Below are 18,340 nucleotides of genomic sequence, written 5' to 3' on the forward strand. Positions count from 1 at the left end.
GGGAGAAAGGTGGCGTGCATAGTTGATTGAAAATAAAGCCTTTCTCCCACCGGGGAAAGGTTTTTTTGTTGCAGGACCGGACCCGGCAGGAGACTGAAACGAAAACGGAAAGATGAAACACACACTCAAAAGCGCCGTCACCACGACGGGCCGCCGGATGGCGGGAGCCAGAAGCCTCTGGCGCGCCAACGGCATGCGCGAAGAACAGTTCGGCCGGCCGGTCATCGGCATCGCCAATTCGTTCACCCAACTCGTGCCGGGGCACGTACACCTGCACGAAATCGGACAATATGTCAAACAGCGCATCGAAGCCCTCGGGTGCTTCGCCGCGGAGTTCAACACCATCGCCGTCGACGACGGCATCGCCATGGGCCACGACGGCATGCTCTACTCGCTGCCTTCGCGCGAGATCATCGCCGACAGCGTCGAGTACATGGCCTCCGCCCACAAGATCGACGCGCTGGTCTGCATTTCGAACTGCGACAAGATCACCCCCGGCATGCTGATGGCCGCCATGCGGCTCAACATCCCGACGGTCTTCGTCTCGGGCGGGCCGATGGAGGCCGGAAAATTTCAGGGCCGCAGCGTCGACCTGATCGACGCCATGGTGATGGGGGCCGACGAGACGTGCAGCGACGCGCAGATCGCCGAGATCGAGCGTTGCGCCTGCCCCGGCTGCGGATCGTGCTCGGGCATGTTCACGGCCAACTCGATGAACTGTCTGACCGAGGCGCTGGGTCTCTCGCTGCCGGGCAACGGCACGATCGTCGCCACCCACGTCAATCGCCGCCGGCTGTTCGAGGACGCTGCGGCGCTCATCGTCCGCAATGCCGAACGTTACTACTTCGAGGGCGACGAGCGGGTGCTTCCGCGTTCGATCGCCACGAAGGCCGCCTTCGAAAACGCCATGTCGTTAGACATCGCCATGGGCGGCTCGACCAACACGGTCCTGCACCTGCTGGCCGTGGCCCACGAGGCCGGCGTCGATTTCACGATGCAGGACATCGACCGCCTTTCGCGCCGGGTCCCGGTGCTCTGCAAGGTCGCCCCCAACTCGCACTACCACATCCAGGACGTCAACCGTGCCGGAGGCATCTTCGCCATTCTGGGCGAGCTTGACCGTGCCGGACTGCTCGACACCTCGGTCCTGCGCGTCGACGGGCGCACGCTGGGCGAAGCGATCCCGGCCTGCGACATTCTCAACCCGGCAGCCGCCGACGCCGCGCGACGCCGCGCGCTCAGCGCCCCGGCAGGCCATTACAGCCGCGAGCTGGGCGCACAGCACTCCTACTACGAAGAACCCGATACCGATCGCACGGCGGGCTGCATCCGCGACGTGGAGCACGCCTATTTCCGCGACGGCGGACTGGCCGTGCTGACGGGCAACATCGCCCGGCAGGGCTGCGTCGTCAAAACCGCCGGCGTGGACGAAAAACTGTTCGTCTTCCGCGGCCCGGCGCGCGTTTACGAATCGCAGGAGCAGGCCATGAACGGCATTCTCGCCGACGAGGTGCAGCCGGGCGAAGTGGTCGTCATCCGCTACGAAGGCCCCAAGGGCGGCCCGGGCATGCAGGAGATGCTCTACCCCACGTCGTACCTCAAGTCGAAACACCTCGACAAGGCCTGCGCGCTGATCACCGACGGGCGTTTCTCGGGCGGAACCTCGGGGCTTTCGATCGGCCACGTCTCGCCGGAAGCCGCCTCGGGCGGGGAGATCGCCGTCGTCCGCACGGGCGATGAGATCGAGATCGACATCCCCGGCCGCTCGATCCGCCTCGCGGTAGACGATGCGGAGATCGCCGCCCGCATGGCCGCACAGGAACGCTTCCGCCCCGCCGGCCGCGACCGCCGCGTTCCGGCGTCGCTGCGCGCCTATGCCCGGCTGGTCAGCTCGGCCGACAAAGGCGCCGTACGTATCGTCGACGATAACGAAGAATAAAAAAACGGACCCGCAATGAATACCTCTCAAACACTCCGTCCCGAAGAGCGACGCACGGCCTCCGACCCCTCGATGACGGGATCGAAGGCCCTGATCGAATCATTTCTCCAAGAGGGCGTCGAAACCGTTTTCGGCTATCCCGGAGGCGCGATCATCCCCGTCTACGACGCGCTTTACGACTACCGCGACCGCCTGCGCCACATCCTCGTACGTCACGAGCAGGGCGCCGTGCACGCCGCACAGGGCTATGCCCGCGTCAGCGGCCGCGTCGGGGTCTGTCTGGTGACCTCGGGTCCCGGCGCCACGAACACCGTGACGGGGCTGGCCGACGCGCTGATGGACTCCACGCCGCTGGTGCTCGTCACCGGACAGGTCGGCTCCGCGCTGCTGGGCACCGACGCCTTTCAGGAGACCAATTTCGTCGGCATCACGCAGGCCGTCACCAAGTGGAACTGCCAGGTCAAGCGCACCGAGGACATTCCCGCGGCCATCGCCAAGGCCTTCTACATCGCCCGCTCGGGCCGTCCGGGTCCCGTCGTGGTCGACATCACCAAGGACGCACAATGCGGAACAGCTCCGTTCCGCTACGAAAAAATCACCTCGATCCGCAGTTACCTCCCCGCGCCCGCACCCGACGCGGAACGCATCGCCGAAGCCGCACGGCTGATCGACCAGGCCCGCCGTCCGCTGGTCATGGTGGGTCAGGGCGTCATCCTGGGCAACGCCGAAGCCGAGCTGCGGGCGCTGCTCGACAAGAGCGGCATGCCCGCCGCCTCGACCCTGCTGGGTCTCTCGGCCCTGCCGACCGACCATCCGCAAAACGTGGGCATGCTGGGCATGCACGGCAACTACGGTCCCAACATCAAGAACCAGGAGTGCGACCTGCTCGTGGCCGTGGGCATGCGTTTCGACGACCGCGTGACGGGGAATCCCGCGCATTTCGGCGCCAACGCCAAGGTGATCCACCTGGAGATCGACCCCGCGGAGATCGGCAAGATCATCCCGGCCGACGTGGCGGTCGTGGGCGATGTGAAACGCTCCCTGCCGCTCATCACCGAGCGTATCCGCAAACGCGACCACAGCCAATGGATCGCCGGATTCCGCGCCTGCAACCAGATCGAATACGAAGCCGTCATCCGCAAGGCCGTGCACCCCGCCGAGGGGCGTATCCGCATGGGCGAGACGGTCGCCGCCGTGGCCCGGGCCTACCGCAACGACGCGGTGCTGGTGACCGACGTGGGCCAGCAGCAGATGAACGCCGCGCGCTATTTCGGATTCCGCCGCACGCGCAGCGTGGTCACCTCGGGCGGTCTCGGCACGATGGGATTCGGACTTCCGGCGGCCATCGGGGCCAAGTTGGGCGCCCCCGACCGCGAAGTCGTCCTTTTCGCCGGCGACGGCGGCCTGCAAATGACCATTCAGGAGCTGGGCACGATCTTCCAGTCGAAGATCCCCGTGAAAATCGTCCTGCTGAACAACTCGTTCCTCGGCATGGTGCGCCAATGGCAGGAGCTGTTCTACGACCGCCGCTACTCCTTTACGGAGATGGTCAACCCCGATTTCGGGCTGATCGCCCGCGGCAACGGCCTTTCGTACCGCTGCGTCGAACGGCGCGAGGAACTCGACGAGGCCATCGCCGCCATGAAAGCCTCCGAAGGCGCCTTCCTGCTGGAGGTGCGCGTCGAGGGCGAAGAGAACATTTTCCCGATGGTCCCGGCGGGCGCCCCGGTATCGGAAATCCGGTTCGAATAAAACGAAACAGCGTATGGAACAGGAATACATCATCACCGTGTTTTCGGAGAACAAGGTGGGCCTGCTGAGCCAGATCACCACCGTCTTCACCTGCCGCGACGTGAACATCGAGAGCCTCACGACCTCGGAATCGGCGTTGCAGGGCATCCACAAATTCACCATCGTGGTCCGCACCACACCCGACCAGGTCGACAAACTCGTGCGGCAGGTCGAGAAGAAGATCGACGTGCTGAAGACCTTCGTCTACACCCCCGACGAGGTCGTGCAGCAGGAGATCGCCCTCTACAAGGTGACCCGCAGCCGGGGCGTCGAACAACTCGTCAGGGAACACAACGTCCGCATTCTGGAGATCGACGAGGACTACATCGTCGTCGAGAAAACCGGCCACAAGGCCGACACGCAGGCGTTGTTCCGCCTGCTGCAACCCTACGGCGTACAGCAGTTCGTGCGCAGCGGCACGGTGGCCATCATCAAGTCGCGGCGCGAGCTGCTGAACGAGTACCTTGAAGAAATCGACCGTTTAAGGGCCGAATCCGATGAAGAAGGGAGCAAAAGCGAAAAATAACTTTCAGAACATATAACAAACTCAAAATCACGAAAATCATGGCAAAGATCAATTTCGGCGGCGTCGAAGAGAACGTCGTAACCCGCGAGGAATTTCCTCTGGAAAAAGCGCTCGAAACACTCAAGGACGAAACCATCGCCGTCATCGGCTACGGCGTGCAAGGCCCCGGACAGTCGCTCAACCTGCGCGACAACGGATTCAGGGTCATCGTGGGCCAGCGCGAAGGCTCCGCGAGCTGGGACAAGGCCGTAGCCGACGGCTGGGTGCCGGGCCAGACGCTTTTCGGCATCGAGGAGGCCGCCGAGCGCGCCACGATCATCCAGTACCTGCTCTCCGACGCCGGGCAGATCGCCGTATGGCCTTCAATCAAAAAGCACCTCACGCCGGGCAAGGCCCTCTATTTCTCCCACGGCTTCGGCATCACCTACAAGGAGCGCACGGGCATCGTGCCCCCGGCCGACGTGGACGTGATCCTGATCGCCCCGAAAGGCTCGGGAACCTCGCTGCGGCGCATGTTCCTCCAGGGCCGCGGACTCAATTCGAGCTATGCGGTGTTCCAGGACGCCACGGGCCGCGCCTTCGAACGCGTCGTGGCGCTGGGCATCGGCGTGGGTTCGGGCTACCTGTTCGAAACCGACTTCAAGCGCGAGGTCTACTCCGACCTCACGGGCGAGCGCGGCACGCTGATGGGCGCCATCCAGGGCATCTTCGCCGCCCAGTACGACACGCTGCGCGCCAACGGCCACACCCCCTCGGAGGCCTTCAACGAAACGGTCGAGGAGCTGACCCAGTCGCTCATGCCGCTGGTCTCGGAGAACGGCATGGACTGGATGTACGCCAACTGTTCGACCACGGCCCAGCGCGGCGCGCTGGACTGGTGGAAGAAGTTCCGCGACGCCACGAAACCCGTCTTCGAAGAGCTGTACAGGGAGGTGGCCGCCGGCAACGAGGCCCAGCGTTCGATCGACCTGAACAGCAAACCCGACTACCGCGAGAAGCTCAACGAGGAGCTGCGCGAGATGCGCGAAAGCGAGATGTGGCAGACCGGCGCCGTCGTGCGCAAGCTGCGTCCCGAAAACAACTGACACAAGGCAAGGTCCTGAAAAAGGCCGGCGGCAGCAGTCGCCGGCCTTTTTCGCGCAATTCGGTTTTGCACCCGTTCAATTTTTATGTATCTTTGCCTGCCGGAACACCGGCAATCCAAACAAAACTACTCAATATGTACAGCCATGACAACCGGGTGGTCATCACCCTCGACGCCGGCGGCACGAACCTCGTTTTCGGCGCCATGCAGGCCAACAAATTCATTGTGGAGCCGATCACCCTCCCGTCGCATGCCGAGAACCTCGACAAATGCCTCGCGACGATGGTCGAAGGGTTCCAGGCCGTCATCGACCGTCTGTCCGAAAAACCCGTAGCCATCAGTTTCGCATTCCCCGGCCCGGCCGACTATCCGAACGGCATCATCGGCGGTTATCTGCCCAACTTCCCGTCGTTCCGCGAAGGCGTGGCGCTGGGTCCGTTCCTCGAAGCGAAATTCGGCATCCCGGTATACATCAACAACGACGGCGACCTGTTCGCCTACGGCGAGGCGCTGGGAGGCGCCCTGCCCGAGGTCAACGCCCGGCTCGAAGCGCTGGGAAGCCCGAAGAAATACAAAAACCTCGTCGGCTACACCTTCGGCACGGGACTCGGCGTGGGCCTTGTGATCGACAACCGGCTGAACCGCGGCGACAACTCATGCGTCGAGACGTTCTGCCTGCGTCACAAGAAAATGCCCGAAATCATCGTCGAGGACGGGGCGTCGATCCGTGCCGTGAAACGCGTCTACGGCGAAGCTTCGGGCGACGTGAACCACACCTTCGAACCGAAAGATATCTGCGAAATCGCCGAGGGTAAACGCCCGGGAGATGTCGAGGCCGCGAAGAAGGCTTTTGCCGAAATGGGCGAGATCGCCGGCGACGCCATGGCTACGGCCGTGACGCTGGTGGACGGCCTGATCGTCATCGGCGGCGGCATCACGGCGGCCCGCAAATGGATCATGCCCAGCCTGCTGAACGAGCTGCGTTCGAAGATGCACCAGCTCAACGGCAACGAGTTGAACCGCGTGCAGATGAAGGTTTACGATCTGGACGACGAGACGGAGTTCCGCGAATTCGCCAAGGGCGCGCAGCGGCCCCTGAAAGTCTACGGCACGGACCGCTACGTGGCCTACGACCCGCAAAAACGCATCGGCGTGACCATTTCGAAACTCGGCGCGAGCCAAGCCATTTCGGTCGGAGCATACGCTTTCGCCTTGAGCCAGCTCGACACGGAAAACGCATAAAATAGATCGACCATGTATAAATTTCAACCGATTCTGAAATCCCTGATCTGGGGCGGCGAGAAGATCGCCCCTTACAAGGGAATCGCCACCGACCAGCGCAACATCGGCGAAAGCTGGGAGCTTTCGGGCGTCAAGGACAACGAGTCCGTCGTCGCCGAAGGCCCCGAAGCCGGGACATCGCTCCCGGAACTGATCGCCCGTCACGGCGCGGCGCTGTTGGGCAAAGCCAACTACGGGCGTTTCGGCGAGGAGTTCCCGCTGCTGATCAAGTTCATCGACGCCCGGCAGGATCTCTCGATCCAGGTGCACCCGAACGATGAGCTGGCATGGGAACGCCACAAATCCAAGGGCAAGACCGAAATGTGGTACGTGGTGTCGGCGGATAAGGACGCGCACCTGCGTTCGGGCTTCTCGAAGCAGGTAACGCCGGCCGAGTACGAGGCCAGCGTCGGGGACAACACCATCACGGACATCCTGGCCGACTACAAGATCGCACCGGGCGACGTGTTTTTCCTGCCCGCGGGACGTGTGCACTCGATCGGCGCGGGGTCGTTCATCGCCGAAATCCAGCAGACCTCGAACATCACCTACCGCATCTACGATTTCAACCGCCGCGATGCCAACGGCAACACCCGCGAACTGCACACCGAACTGGCGAAGGGCGCCATCGACTACACCGTGCTGCCCGATTACCGGACGCATTACGAGCCGGCGCAGGACACGCGCGTGGAGCTGGTGTCGTGCCCTTATTTCACCACGTCGCTCTACGATCTGACCCGCCCCGAGACGCTCGACCTCGCGTCGCTCGACTCGTTCGTCGTGGCGATCTGCATCGAGGGCTGCGGCACGCTCACCGACGACAGCGGCGCAGCGGTTCCGGTGCACCAGGGCGAAACGGTCCTGATTCCGGCTTCGGCCCGTTCGCTCGCCTTCACGCCCGACGGCGGCATGAAGATTCTGACAAGCTGGATCGGCTGATCCGCCTCTTCGGCTCAACGAAAAACTCCGGCCTGCGAAAATGCAGGCCGGAGTTTTTCGTTACGGCAAGCCGGAATTACTCCGTCTTGAACCACGCCTTCGTGTCGTAGGTCGCTCCCGCACCCGTCTTCACCACCGAAGCGTCGACCGGGAAATACCCCTTCGCCGCATCCATCGAAGAGAACGGAGCTTCCACGCCGTCGCCCATCTGGTTATTTGCAGGCGTGTAGCTTCCGGTATGCTTCGCCGACCAGAAATTCGTATCGCTGACCGGCGCGGTGTAGAGGTAATTATAGGTTACCTCCGCCTTGTCAGCCGTAAATCCGGCCGTGTCATACACACCCGTCAGATAATTTTTCGCGGTAACACCGGTATAATACCCGACATTCTTGGTCACGGTCAGCCCTGCGAGGACATAAGCCCGGATCATAATGTTCGGCTGGTAAATGTTATAAATCGTATTGTTCGTCACCTCGACCTGAAGCCGGGTCGTCTGGAATGCCTGCGACCTGTCCCCGCAGTTGATCAGGTAGTTCTGCAAAGGCGTTTCGGCATAAAATACGTTGTTATCCAGACGAATCAACTGCTGCGTATGCGCGTCCTTCGCCTTGGTCGAATAGAACGGCTTGTTGGCGACGGTCATCTTCACGATCGAATTCCCGAAATAGACACTCTTGAAATTCTGCGTATTGTGCGAATCGTAAACCACATTGTAGGCGGCATCCACGGTACAATCCTCGACATGCAGCGTCGGATCATAGGTGGCATTGGTCGTCGTAAAGAGGTTGTAATTGCCCGAGGCTGCGATATGCAGGTTCTTGAAAGCCGCATTGTACTTGCAACGCAGTTCCGGCCCGGAGATCGTCGCCTGCGCACGTTCGGGATAACGGCCGATCAGCACGATGTCGCCCATATTGATCGACGCGCCCGAAATCGTGAACGACAGATCGGCAGCATCGGAGTTGTCGACGAAAATCAAACCTCCGGCCGTAATGATCGCAGCGGTCAGTTCGGAGGGCTTGAGCAGCTGCGCTTCCGGATAGACCGTCTTATTGATCGTCAGGTCGCCCAGCGCGATGTCTTTCCCGTCCTGATAATCCTGGTAGTAGTCCGCCTCGGCGGTAACGGGAGCCTCCGCCGTCGTGTTCCCGACGCTTGCCACCTCGCTCGTCAGATCGCCGGCATAGGCGACCACGTAGATCGTATAGGCCGTATTGGCTTCGAGATTCCCGACCGTCACGCCCGTACCCGCACCGGCCGTGCCTTCGGCAAGAACCCTGGCGGCGTCGGGAGCCGCTTCCGTCGATTTGAGGCAGAGGTATTTCCAGCCGTCGGCATTGGCCGAGGGCGCAACGTCGAAGGTCAGCGCCGACTGCGTGGGCTCGACCGTCGCGGAGTTGGTCACCGCAACCGTCGGAGCGGCGGGAGCCGTTCCGGTGCTCTCGACCTGGATTTTGGCCACCGTCGAAAGCCCGCCGGCCGCAAAAGCCTCGATCGCCACGTCCTTCGACGTGTCGGCCGTGGCGCGGGTCACGGCTGCGGGGGCCGTCACGATCAGTTCGGCCCTCTCATCCACGGCATCGGTCAGGCGTGCCGACCAGCCCTCGGGAGCCGACAGTTTCACCTGCTCGACACCTCGGATCTCCACCACGAAACGTTTGGTGGCCCCGGCGTCGAACGTCTGCACACCCTCGGTCGGCGTGACGATCCGGCAGAAGAAATCGCTCACGATCGGAATGCGCAGTTCCTCGCCGCCGAGCAGCCTGATATAGAGGTCGCCGCCGTCGACCTTCACCTCCTCGAAGAACTTGTCGGTCACCGTACCCGAGCCGATGGCCTTGACGGGCTGGCCCTTGGTGTCCTTCACATTTTCGAAGGAGGTGCCGCCGTCGTAGCTCACCTGCCAGTAGCCGGTGGCCTCGTCGATGCGGAACCGGGGCGTCGTGCCGTCCTCGGCCACGGCCTTCACGCCGAGCGAGGTGAACGTGGCTCCGTTGTCGGTCGACACCTGCCACTCGCCCTTGTCGTTGATCGAGACGATCGGAATCACGGCCTCGGCCTCGCTGCCCTGCACCAGTTCGATGGTCTCGCCGTTGGTCAGCGTGATGAGATATTTGCCATCGGAGGTCTCGACCTTGGAGATCGTGGCGCCGCCGTAGAGTTTCTGCAACGCCTCGATGTTGCCGTTCAGCGCGTCGACCTGCGTTTCGAGCGCCTGCACGCGGCTCTTCAGGTCGTCGATCGCATCCCACAGGTCGTCGTTGTTGTCGCACGACTGGAAAACCGCAGCCAGCGCGACGAAGATCAGGATCAGATACTTTTTCATAATATGTTTGGTTTTTTATTCTATTTCAATGAATTGAGCCATGCGGGGACATACCCTAACCGCTGGCGCAGCTGCGCTTCGTAGAGCGACAGCGGCTCGACGGCCGCGCCGTTGCTTTCGAGGTATTTCACCTGTTCGGCGCTCTCGTCGAAGGTGACCGCCGCGCCGTGGAATCCGACGATGATCGGCGGCATGGTCTTCCACCACTTGTCCGAGGAGAGCCACCACTTGAACGGTTCGGCCCCGAAATCGTGCGCCGCACGCGTGGCGTTCAGATTCCAGATCGTCAGGTCGCCCAGGTGGTTGGGCACGTTGGTTTCGTCGCCGCCGAAACGCCATTGCACGAATCCGCCCGTGCAACGGTCGACGAGCGTGGCGCGCGGCTGCCTGGAGTGCGACTCGAAGAAGGCGTCGTCACCCCACGTGTTGTTCCACAGCACGGCCCCCAGCGAGGTGTTCGACACACCCGAGGCGTGGTACTGTCCGGCGTTTTCGAAATACCCCGTGCTCGTATAGGGCGGCGAGACAGCCTGCCCGCGGCTGCGGTCGCAGACCTTGCCGATGAAGATGCGCGACGAGGACTGCGAGCGCACGCCCGAGTGGCCGCGGTTGCCGCTGATCTCGATGTCGTAGGCCGAGCAGTTGGCGCTCGACACGATCGACAACGCCTCGCTGACGCCCCTGAAATCGACGCGGCGAATCCACGAATCGGTCAGACGCATCATGTTGAGCGGCTTGTAGGCCCCGTCGTCCTCCCACGAAGCGTGGTGGCCGAAGTTCTCCTTCGAGCGGCCCTCGAACGTGAGGTCCTCGACGCCGACATGTTCATAATGGGGATACTTGCGGATTTTCCAGCCCCATTTGGCCTCCACGGCGTACATGATCGGTTCGGCGAAGGTCACGCGGTTGCCGCTTACGGAAGCCACCTGGTGATAGTCCTCGACCGTAATGGTCTGAATATCGGTCATGTTTCCCTCGACCCGGTGCGGCGCCAGCTCCTGCGCCACCAGCGTCGGGTCGTTGTTCGAAAGCGAAAGGCACACCCAGTCGCCCTTCCCGATGCCGGCCGCCGAAGCCACCTCCACCGAGAACGTGCCGCGTGCGGCGTCGCCCGTCACCGTCGTGAGGTCCGAAAGTCCCGAATTGTGCTTGATATTGATCATCATGGGCGACGACCACATCTGCTCCGAGTTGTTCGGCAGGTTGGGCGTGTCCATGACGAGCGTCGTCTTGCCGCGGCCCGCGCCCTTGAGCACGAAATAACCCCCGCGAATGAAAATCTCCTCGCTGCGGTTGTTCCCCTTCGAATCGGTGTATTTCTGGTTGGCGGAGGTTGGGTCCACCACGTTGTCGTCGTCGTTGTGGAGGACGAAACGCCCCTCGGGGAAGTAGATCACCGCCCGGGCATTGGCATTCGCGAGGTTCGCCCCCGCATCGCTCCGTCCGGAAAGTTTCAGCTCCTTGAGCAGCGCTGCCAACGCCCCGCGCGAGGACCTGACGCCCGTGGGATCGGCGCCGTAGTCGACGACGTTGTAAACCTTGTAGCCCAGTCCCCAGACATCGGCCGGAGCCTCCTCGCCGTGCTTGTAACCGGCATACGAATAATCGAGCAGGACGTTATCCGCAGTTCCGGCCTTAAAATTCCGCCATGCCAGAGCGGCGTTGACATCCACCTGCTCGTCGAGCAGCGTCACATTCAGCGTGACGAGTTTCCGGTATTTCCTGTCCGAATAGACCGTCACCGAGACCGCCGCCTGCTGCGAAGCGGCGTCGAACGTCGCGGGAGCCTTGACCGTCAGCGTCGTCTCGCCAAGCACGGCCGTCCAGCCCGCAGGAGCGTCGATCACCGCCTCGGCGACGTTGTTCTGCACGACCTCGAAAGCCCGGGTCTCCCCGAGGCGGAAAGTCTCGTTGTCGGAAGCCGTCACCGTCAGTCCGAAATCGTCGAAGACGGGAAGCGTGAGTTTTTCGCCGTCGAGCAGTTCGACCGCCAAAAGTCCGGTCGTCGCGTCGTAAGTCACCGACTTGAAAGCCGAACTGTAACTGACGACGACTTTATCCCCCAAGGCATTGACCGGCTGTCCGTTTTGCAAAAGCGGCGCGTAGGTCACCCCGCCGTCGAGGCTCACGAGCCACTCCCCGTCGGCCGAAACCTTCAGCTGCGGGGTGACGCCCTCGGCGCCGGGCTTATGGTCGCCGCCCGAAACGGGCCATGCCGAAACGTACTCTCCGCCGACCTTCAGCCGCTCGGAAGTGGCTCCGCCGTCGAGGCTCACGGTCCAGTAGCCCTCGGCGTCGATGCCCATGACGGGAACCAGCGCCTCGATCTTCTCACCGAGGATGACGGGCAGCCGGGTTCCGTCGCTCAACTCGATCTCGTACCCCTTTGCGTTGGGTTCGATCCCGACGATGATCGTCGACTCGTCCATCAACTTGTGGAGCGCCACGATGGAGGTGTTCACGCTGCCGATCTTCGCCTCCAGCGCAATCACCCGGTCGCGCAGGCTCCCGATCTCGTCGCGGATGCCGTCGGTGTTCTCACACGATTGCAGCACAAAGGCCGAGGCCGCTGCAATCCACAAAAACAATTTATTCATATCCGATTGATTGTTAGTTATTCGTATCATAGGGAACCACGTCGGACAAGACGCCCTCGCGGAACCACACGTCGTCGTTGTCGCGCAGCAACACGGCCAGTTCGCGGCACAGCGCGGCGAACAGCGCAGGATGCTCCTCCGGCGCGAGGTTGTGCAGCTGGTAGGGATCGGCCGCATCGTCGAACATCAGCACGCGTTCGAGCGTCCCGTCGCGGCCGATGCGCAGCTCCATCGTATGCGTTGCGGTCTTCACCCCGCGCGCCTGGGCGAAGAAGCCGCGGACCAGTCCGTCGGCATCGCGCCCGCCGTCGAGGTTGCGCATGTAAAGGGCAGCGCGCGGGCGTTCGGGCTGCACGGCGTCCTGCCGCAGCACGGCCGAGTAGTCGCGCCCCTCGACACTCGCGGGAATCCGCTCCCCGAGGCCCGCCAGCCCCAGCAGCGTCGGCATGATGTCGGGCGTCGAGAGCAGCAGATCGTCCACACGGTGCGGCACCCGCCCCGGATAGCGCACCAGAAAGGGAATGTTCAGCGACTCGCGCCAGATCGAGTTCTTGGGGTCGTCGGTCGAATGGCTGGTCATCGTCTCGCCGTGGTCCGAAGCGAAGACCACGATCGTGTTCTCCGTAAGCCCCGCCCTGTCCAGCGCAGCGAGCAGGCGGCCGAACTCACGGTCGATACCGCTCACGTTGGCGAAATAGTAACGCACGGCGGCGGCCTTGGCCATCGTCGTGTCGGCGTTGTCGCGCACGAGCAGCTCGGTCAGCGACTTGTCCTTGTAACGTTCATACCCCTCCAGGTCGCAGTCGTCGGTCGAAGCGTAAGGCGAATGCGGCGGATTCATGCCGATCATCATCAGGAACGGTTTTCCCGGATCGCGCACGCCGCCCTTGTTTTCGATATATTCGATGGCTTTCGAAACTTCGTGCCGCGGCGACCACTCGTCGACATCGTGACGGTTGCCGTCGGTATCCCAGTAATGGGGATGCTTGTGCACGTCGTAGGTGCCGTAGGAGTACCAGTAGTTGAACCCGTGGCGGCGTTCGGGCGGCGTGTAGGCGTCCCACTCGGGAACAGCGTCGCTGACGTAGGTTCCCGGACGCTGGGGGTTGTTCTTCGTCGGGAAGTCGGCGTGCAGCTTGCCGATGTAGGCGCAGTCGTAGCCCGCCGCCGAGAAGACGTCGCCGATACACTCGGCGTCCTCGCGCAGCGAACTTTCGGGACGCTCCGACATGCAGTTCAGCACCACGCCGTTCCGCTCGGGATACATGCCCGAAAGCAACATGCCCCGGTGGGGGCTGCTCACGGGGAAATTGCTCACCGCCTCGGTCAGCACCGTGGCTTCGCGGGCGAAGCGGTCGAGGTTGGGCGTTGCGACCGGATCGCCCTTCCACCCCACCTCGGCGGCGAACTCCGGATCGCTCCAGAACCCCAGCGAGGAGTTGCGATACTGGTCCGGAAATACGTAGATCACGTTGGGGCGCCCGGTCTCCGACTGCCCGCAGGCCGTCAGGGCGAGGCCCGCAAACGGAATTGCAATTCTAATTTTCAACATCGTGTCTTATTTCATTTCAATCAGGTTCACTTCGCGCGTCGCACCTTCGCGGCACGTGAAGATCAAAGCGGTGTTTTCGCCCGCGGGTTCGATCCGGCACTCCGGCCTATCGTCTGCGGACTGCCAGCGGCCGCGGATCACGACCTCCAGCTGCGACTCTCCCGAGGGATTGTCGATCCACTTGCGGGAGTAGACGCTCCGCTCGGCGCGCCTGCCGTCGGCATCGAACACCTCGTCGCTCGGCCCCTCGTAGAAACGCAGGTCGGGGTCCGCAGCGCTCACCGTCAGCCCTTCGCCATCCCCGCCGATCATCACCAGCGAAGGCAGCGAAACGCTTTCCAGCAACCCCTCGCCCACCTTACCGGCCGCAAAAAGGGCATAGCCCGTAATGCCCGACGGCCTGTCGCGCAGGATATGCGCCGAGGCGTCGCGGCGCAGCACCTCGTAGGGAAGTTCCCGCGCGTAGCGGGCCGCCTCTTCGTCCGAAGCGTGCACGGCCAGCATGTATTCGTACCCGCCGCCGCTGACGGACCCGCTGCCGTGATCTATCCACGCCGTTGCGAAATTGTTCTGCGTCGGGGCGTCGGTCTCCTCGTCGAGCGAACGCTGAAGTGATTTCGAAACGACTACCCTACCTTTCGGCACGAAGTAAGCGTTGCGCAGGTTGTCGCGCAGGACGGCGCCGCCCGCAAGTTCGGCCCGGTAGGGGAACTGCGTCACCGCCTCGCCGTTCACGACGAGCGGATCGGCCGCGTCCGCCAGAAAATTCTGGAACAGCGTCGTATGCACACCGCCCTCGGCCTTGTTTTCGATGTCGGAACCCATACAGACGATGCGGTTGTCGAAGAAAAACCACGACTTGCGCGCCCGCAGCGAACCGTTGTATTTGTCGTGCTCGTGGAGTTCCATCGCGAACACCCCGTCGCGGCCCCTGTGGCTGACGCCTCCGGCGAAGGCCTCGTCGGAGAGGAGCATCTCCTCGTAGCCCGACGCGGTGTCGACGTTCCGGATATCGGCCTTCATCCGCTCCATCGGGATTTCGAGCGCCGTCGTCCCGGGAATGTGCCGCCAGTCCCAGCCCTCCTGCCGGAACCCGCTGCCGAAGGCGCTCACGGGATCGCCGTCTGCAAGCAGCTGCATGCTGCCGTGCGTCAGGTAGCGACCGTAGTGGTTGGCTCCCTGGTAAATCTCCGCCGACCAGAGATAGCGGCTGTGGCCCGCGACGGTCACCAGCCAGTCGGCGCGCCGGTGCGACACCGAGGCATTGTAGCCGTAGACGCGGTTCCCCGCAGGCGAAGGTTCGGGAGCGAAGCCCTTTTCGGCGAACAGCCGCGTATAAGCGTCTTTTCCTTTGGCCACGCGCAGGTAGGCGGCGGCCAGCTCCGGGTCGATCTCCCCGCGGCCGTCGGGCGTACCCGCGACGGCCAGCCGGGCATAATGCCACGGGACCAGTTCTCCGCGGCCGTCGGGATGACGGCCCGAAAGGGCCAGCGGAAACGACCGCAGGTTGCAGTAGAAGCGCATTTCGAGCAGCGCGCGTTTCAGAACGGCATGGCTTTCGGCGCTCACCGCGAACTGCGTCTTCGACAACAGCCACACGGCATTCACGGCCCCGCCGCTGAACCCGTCCACGGCATAGGCCGGGTAGTGACGCCGGTGGTGGAAGACCGTGCCGTCGCTCTTGAAGCAGGGCCCGGTCCCCTCGGTGACCTTATATCCGTTGTCGACCCAGCGGGAGAACGCCTCCAGCCAGGCCGCTTTCACCGGGGTGTCCGGGAGCATCACGATGCTCGCCAGACGGCCGACGAGCGAGGTGTTGAACGCGTCGATGTCCATCCCCGGCTCCGCCGGCGGAAGTTTCACCTCGCCCACGCCCGAAAACCACTCCATAGCCTGCTGCACGTCGTGTTCCAGCCCGGCGCGACGCAGCACGTCGCGCATGATGACGGGAGCCGTGTAAAAATTGCGCATGCTGTACCCCAGGTGGTGCAGGGTTCCCTGCGCACTTCCCGCGGCGAAGCCCTGATCCAGAAGATGCCGCGTCAGCAGCACATACATCCGCTCCAGCTCCGCCCGCTCGGCGGCGTCCGCAGCGGCATCGTGGGCCACGGCGACCTGGAACAGGAAGTCGTTGTATTTGCGCAGCGTCTGGCCGTTGTCGTTGAACAGTTTGCCGACATCGGGATGGCCCAGATTGATATAGGTCTCGGCATAGCGCACGAACCAGATCGGCTTGCCCCGAAGCGTCCCGTCGGGATTTTCCGCAATGCCGTATGCGTCGAAGCGTTTGCGCAGGGTCTTCATCGCCATCGGCTTCCGGCCTTCGAGCAGCAGTTCGCGCAGACGCCGTTCGACGGTCGCCATATCGCGCCGCTCCCCCTCACCGACCGCGGCGGGGAGTGCGGGCATCGGATTGCGCCACGATTGCAGCAGCGTGAGCCAGTGGCTCGTGGTCGCGGCGTTGATGAACGGCGCCTGGAAATCGGCCGTATGGTGCCGCACGTCCTGAAACGAGGAGAGAATCAGGTGGTCGAAATACAACTCGCCCCGTTCGACGCCCTCCGCCGTGACGACCAGTTCGTCCATCCCCTCCTCGGGCCGGCCCTGCATGTCGCGGTCGAAAGCCACCCATGCCCCGCGCCAGCCGGTGAACTCCAGTCCGTAGTCGAACCACGCGCAGGTGCGCCCCTCCTTGCGGAACTCGAAACGCAATTTCCCGTCGAGCGCCTTCGGGGCGTAGACCCAGAACACGAAGGTCGAAACGGAGGTCTCCCTGGGATTGGGATTTTCCGACAGGTAACCCACCGGGGATTCGATGCGCACCCGGGCGCCCGCCCGCGACCATTGCCAGCGGAGCGCGTGCGCGCCGTGCTTGTAATGGTCGCCCGAGACGGACAGCGACGAGCCTTCCGACGCCGTGAAAGGCGCCGCAGACTCCTCGAACGAAAGAATCCGCGCATCGGCGACCTCCCGCACCGACTGCGCCGGTGCGGCCCACGACCACACCGACGCAGCGGCGAGAAACAACAGTTTATACATGGGCGTCCGGTTTAAAACAAAGGTTCGCCCGCCTCCAAGCGGCCCTTGCGGATCAGCGCCTCAAGGAAATAGTAATCTGCGTAGTTCAGCGGCACGTCGATATTGCTGCCGTGCGGGATGCTGCCCACGGAGTGCATCAGCAGGAACCCACCGTTGCCGCCCACCGGAGCGCGGTAGGCCGGCGACGAGAGCGACTCGACGATCCGGTCGGCCTTCTGCTTATACAGCCCGTCCCCCGTATAGGTGTACATTTCGTAGAACGCCGAAGCGATGATGGCCGCCGTCGAGACGTCGCGCGGTTCATTGGGAATGTTCGGCGCATCGTAATCCCAGTAGGGAACCAGATCGGCGGGCATGTTCTTGTCGTCGAGCATGAAACCGGCCACCTTCCGCGCATGGTCGAGGTAGCGTTTGTCGCCCGTGTAACGGTAGCAGGCCGTATAGCCGTAGACGGCCCATGCCTGTCCGCGCGCCCACGCCGAATCGTCGGCATAGCCCTGCGCCGTGCAGCGTCCGCGCACGTCGCCCGTCGTCAGGTCGTAGTCCACGACGTGATAGCAGCTGTAATCGTCGCGGAAGTGCTCCTTCATCGTTCGGTCGGCATGCTTCACCGCGATATTATAATAGGTGCTGTCGCCCGAAAACTCCGTGGCCTTGAACATCAGTTCGAGATTCATCATGTTGTCGATGATCACCGGGCACTGCCAGCCGCGCTCGCCCTGCCAGCCGCGGTCGGCGTCCCACGACTGGATGACGCCCGGCACCGGCCGGAAACGCGTCGCGAGCGACTTGGCCGTCTGGACGATCACATCCTCGTAGCCGGGTATGTTTTTCAGCCGCAGTCCGTTGCCGTAGCTGTCGTAGACCATGAAGCCCACGTCGTGATGCCATTGCAGGTACTGCACCGAATCGAGGATCTCGGTATGCTTCCGTGCGCGCGCGGCCCATGCCTCGTCGCCCGTCAGTTCGTACATGTACCACAGCGTCCCGGCGAAGAAACCGCTCACCCAGTCGTCGACGGGCACGTAGTCGATCCGCCCGTTCTTCCAGGTCGAGGGGATGCGGATCACACCGCCCGTCTCGCTCGAATCGGCCAGCATGCCGATCTGCTTTTCGGCGACGGCGATGTTTTCGTCAATGATCGAAGCGCGCTTCGAAGGCTGCGAGCAGGCGGCAGCCCCTGCCAGGAGGAGCGCGACGGTCGCATATTTAAATAAGATCTTCATAAATTAGGTGATTAACATGATTATTTTGGTAAACCAAATC

At 63.0% G+C, this 18,340-nt stretch carries 11 protein-coding genes; 6 read left to right on the forward strand and 5 right to left on the reverse strand.

What is annotated here, in order from left to right:
• Window positions 1-112 precede the first annotated feature (112 nt).
• The 6 genes from ilvD to NQ492_RS01915 all read left to right on the forward strand — a co-directional run bounded on the left by ilvD (window position 113) and on the right by NQ492_RS01915 (window position 7,560).
• The gene (gene ilvD / locus NQ492_RS01890; RefSeq protein WP_015546321.1) at window positions 113-1,939 is read left to right on the forward strand and encodes a dihydroxy-acid dehydratase; all 1,827 of its coding nucleotides are present in this window, start codon (window positions 113-115) and stop codon (window positions 1,937-1,939) included.
• A gap of 15 nt (window positions 1,940-1,954) precedes the next feature.
• Entirely contained in the window at window positions 1,955-3,691 is a 1,737-nt protein-coding gene (ilvB, locus tag NQ492_RS01895) for a biosynthetic-type acetolactate synthase large subunit (RefSeq protein WP_015546320.1), read from the forward strand.
• Window positions 3,692-3,704: 13 nt separating this feature from the next.
• Window positions 3,705-4,256, forward strand: coding sequence for an acetolactate synthase small subunit (ilvN, locus tag NQ492_RS01900; protein WP_015546319.1), 552 nt, complete (start codon window positions 3,705-3,707; stop codon window positions 4,254-4,256).
• 38 nt (window positions 4,257-4,294) lie between these two features.
• On the forward strand, window positions 4,295-5,341 hold the full coding sequence (ilvC, locus tag NQ492_RS01905) for a ketol-acid reductoisomerase (RefSeq protein ID WP_138266035.1): 1,047 nt from the start codon (window positions 4,295-4,297) through the stop codon (window positions 5,339-5,341).
• A gap of 134 nt (window positions 5,342-5,475) precedes the next feature.
• Window positions 5,476-6,582, forward strand: coding sequence for an ROK family protein (locus tag NQ492_RS01910; RefSeq protein ID WP_015546317.1), 1,107 nt, complete (start codon window positions 5,476-5,478; stop codon window positions 6,580-6,582).
• 12 nt (window positions 6,583-6,594) lie between these two features.
• Window positions 6,595-7,560, forward strand: a complete 966-nt coding sequence (locus NQ492_RS01915) for a type I phosphomannose isomerase catalytic subunit (protein ID WP_015546316.1) — start codon at window positions 6,595-6,597, stop codon at window positions 7,558-7,560.
• Between the two features lie 76 nt (window positions 7,561-7,636).
• On the opposite strand, the gene NQ492_RS01920 is transcribed toward NQ492_RS01915, so the two are convergent.
• The 5 genes from NQ492_RS01920 to NQ492_RS01940 are packed head-to-tail and all read right to left on the reverse strand — an operon-like array spanning window position 7,637 to window position 18,300.
• On the reverse strand, window positions 7,637-9,886 hold the full coding sequence (locus NQ492_RS01920) for a PL29 family lyase N-terminal domain-containing protein (RefSeq protein ID WP_015546315.1): 2,250 nt from the start codon (window positions 9,884-9,886) through the stop codon (window positions 7,637-7,639).
• Window positions 9,887-9,906: 20 nt separating this feature from the next.
• Window positions 9,907-12,483: a DUF4955 domain-containing protein gene (locus NQ492_RS01925; protein WP_015546314.1), complete on the reverse strand. Its 2,577-nt coding sequence runs from the start codon at window positions 12,481-12,483 to the stop codon at window positions 9,907-9,909.
• Between the two features lie 13 nt (window positions 12,484-12,496).
• Complete coding sequence (locus tag NQ492_RS01930; protein WP_044054705.1) at window positions 12,497-14,032, reverse strand: sulfatase family protein; 1,536 nt, start codon at window positions 14,030-14,032, stop codon at window positions 12,497-12,499.
• A 9-nt stretch (window positions 14,033-14,041) separates the two neighbouring features.
• Window positions 14,042-17,074, reverse strand: a complete 3,033-nt coding sequence (locus tag NQ492_RS01935; protein ID WP_015546312.1) for a chondroitinase family polysaccharide lyase — start codon at window positions 17,072-17,074, stop codon at window positions 14,042-14,044.
• An 11-nt stretch (window positions 17,075-17,085) separates the two neighbouring features.
• Complete coding sequence (locus NQ492_RS01940; protein WP_015546311.1) at window positions 17,086-18,300, reverse strand: YyaL domain-containing protein; 1,215 nt, start codon at window positions 18,298-18,300, stop codon at window positions 17,086-17,088.
• Window positions 18,301-18,340: the final 40 nt, after the last annotated feature.

This window comes from Alistipes shahii WAL 8301, from assembly GCF_025145845.1.
GTDB lineage: Bacteria > Bacteroidota > Bacteroidia > Bacteroidales > Rikenellaceae > Alistipes > Alistipes shahii.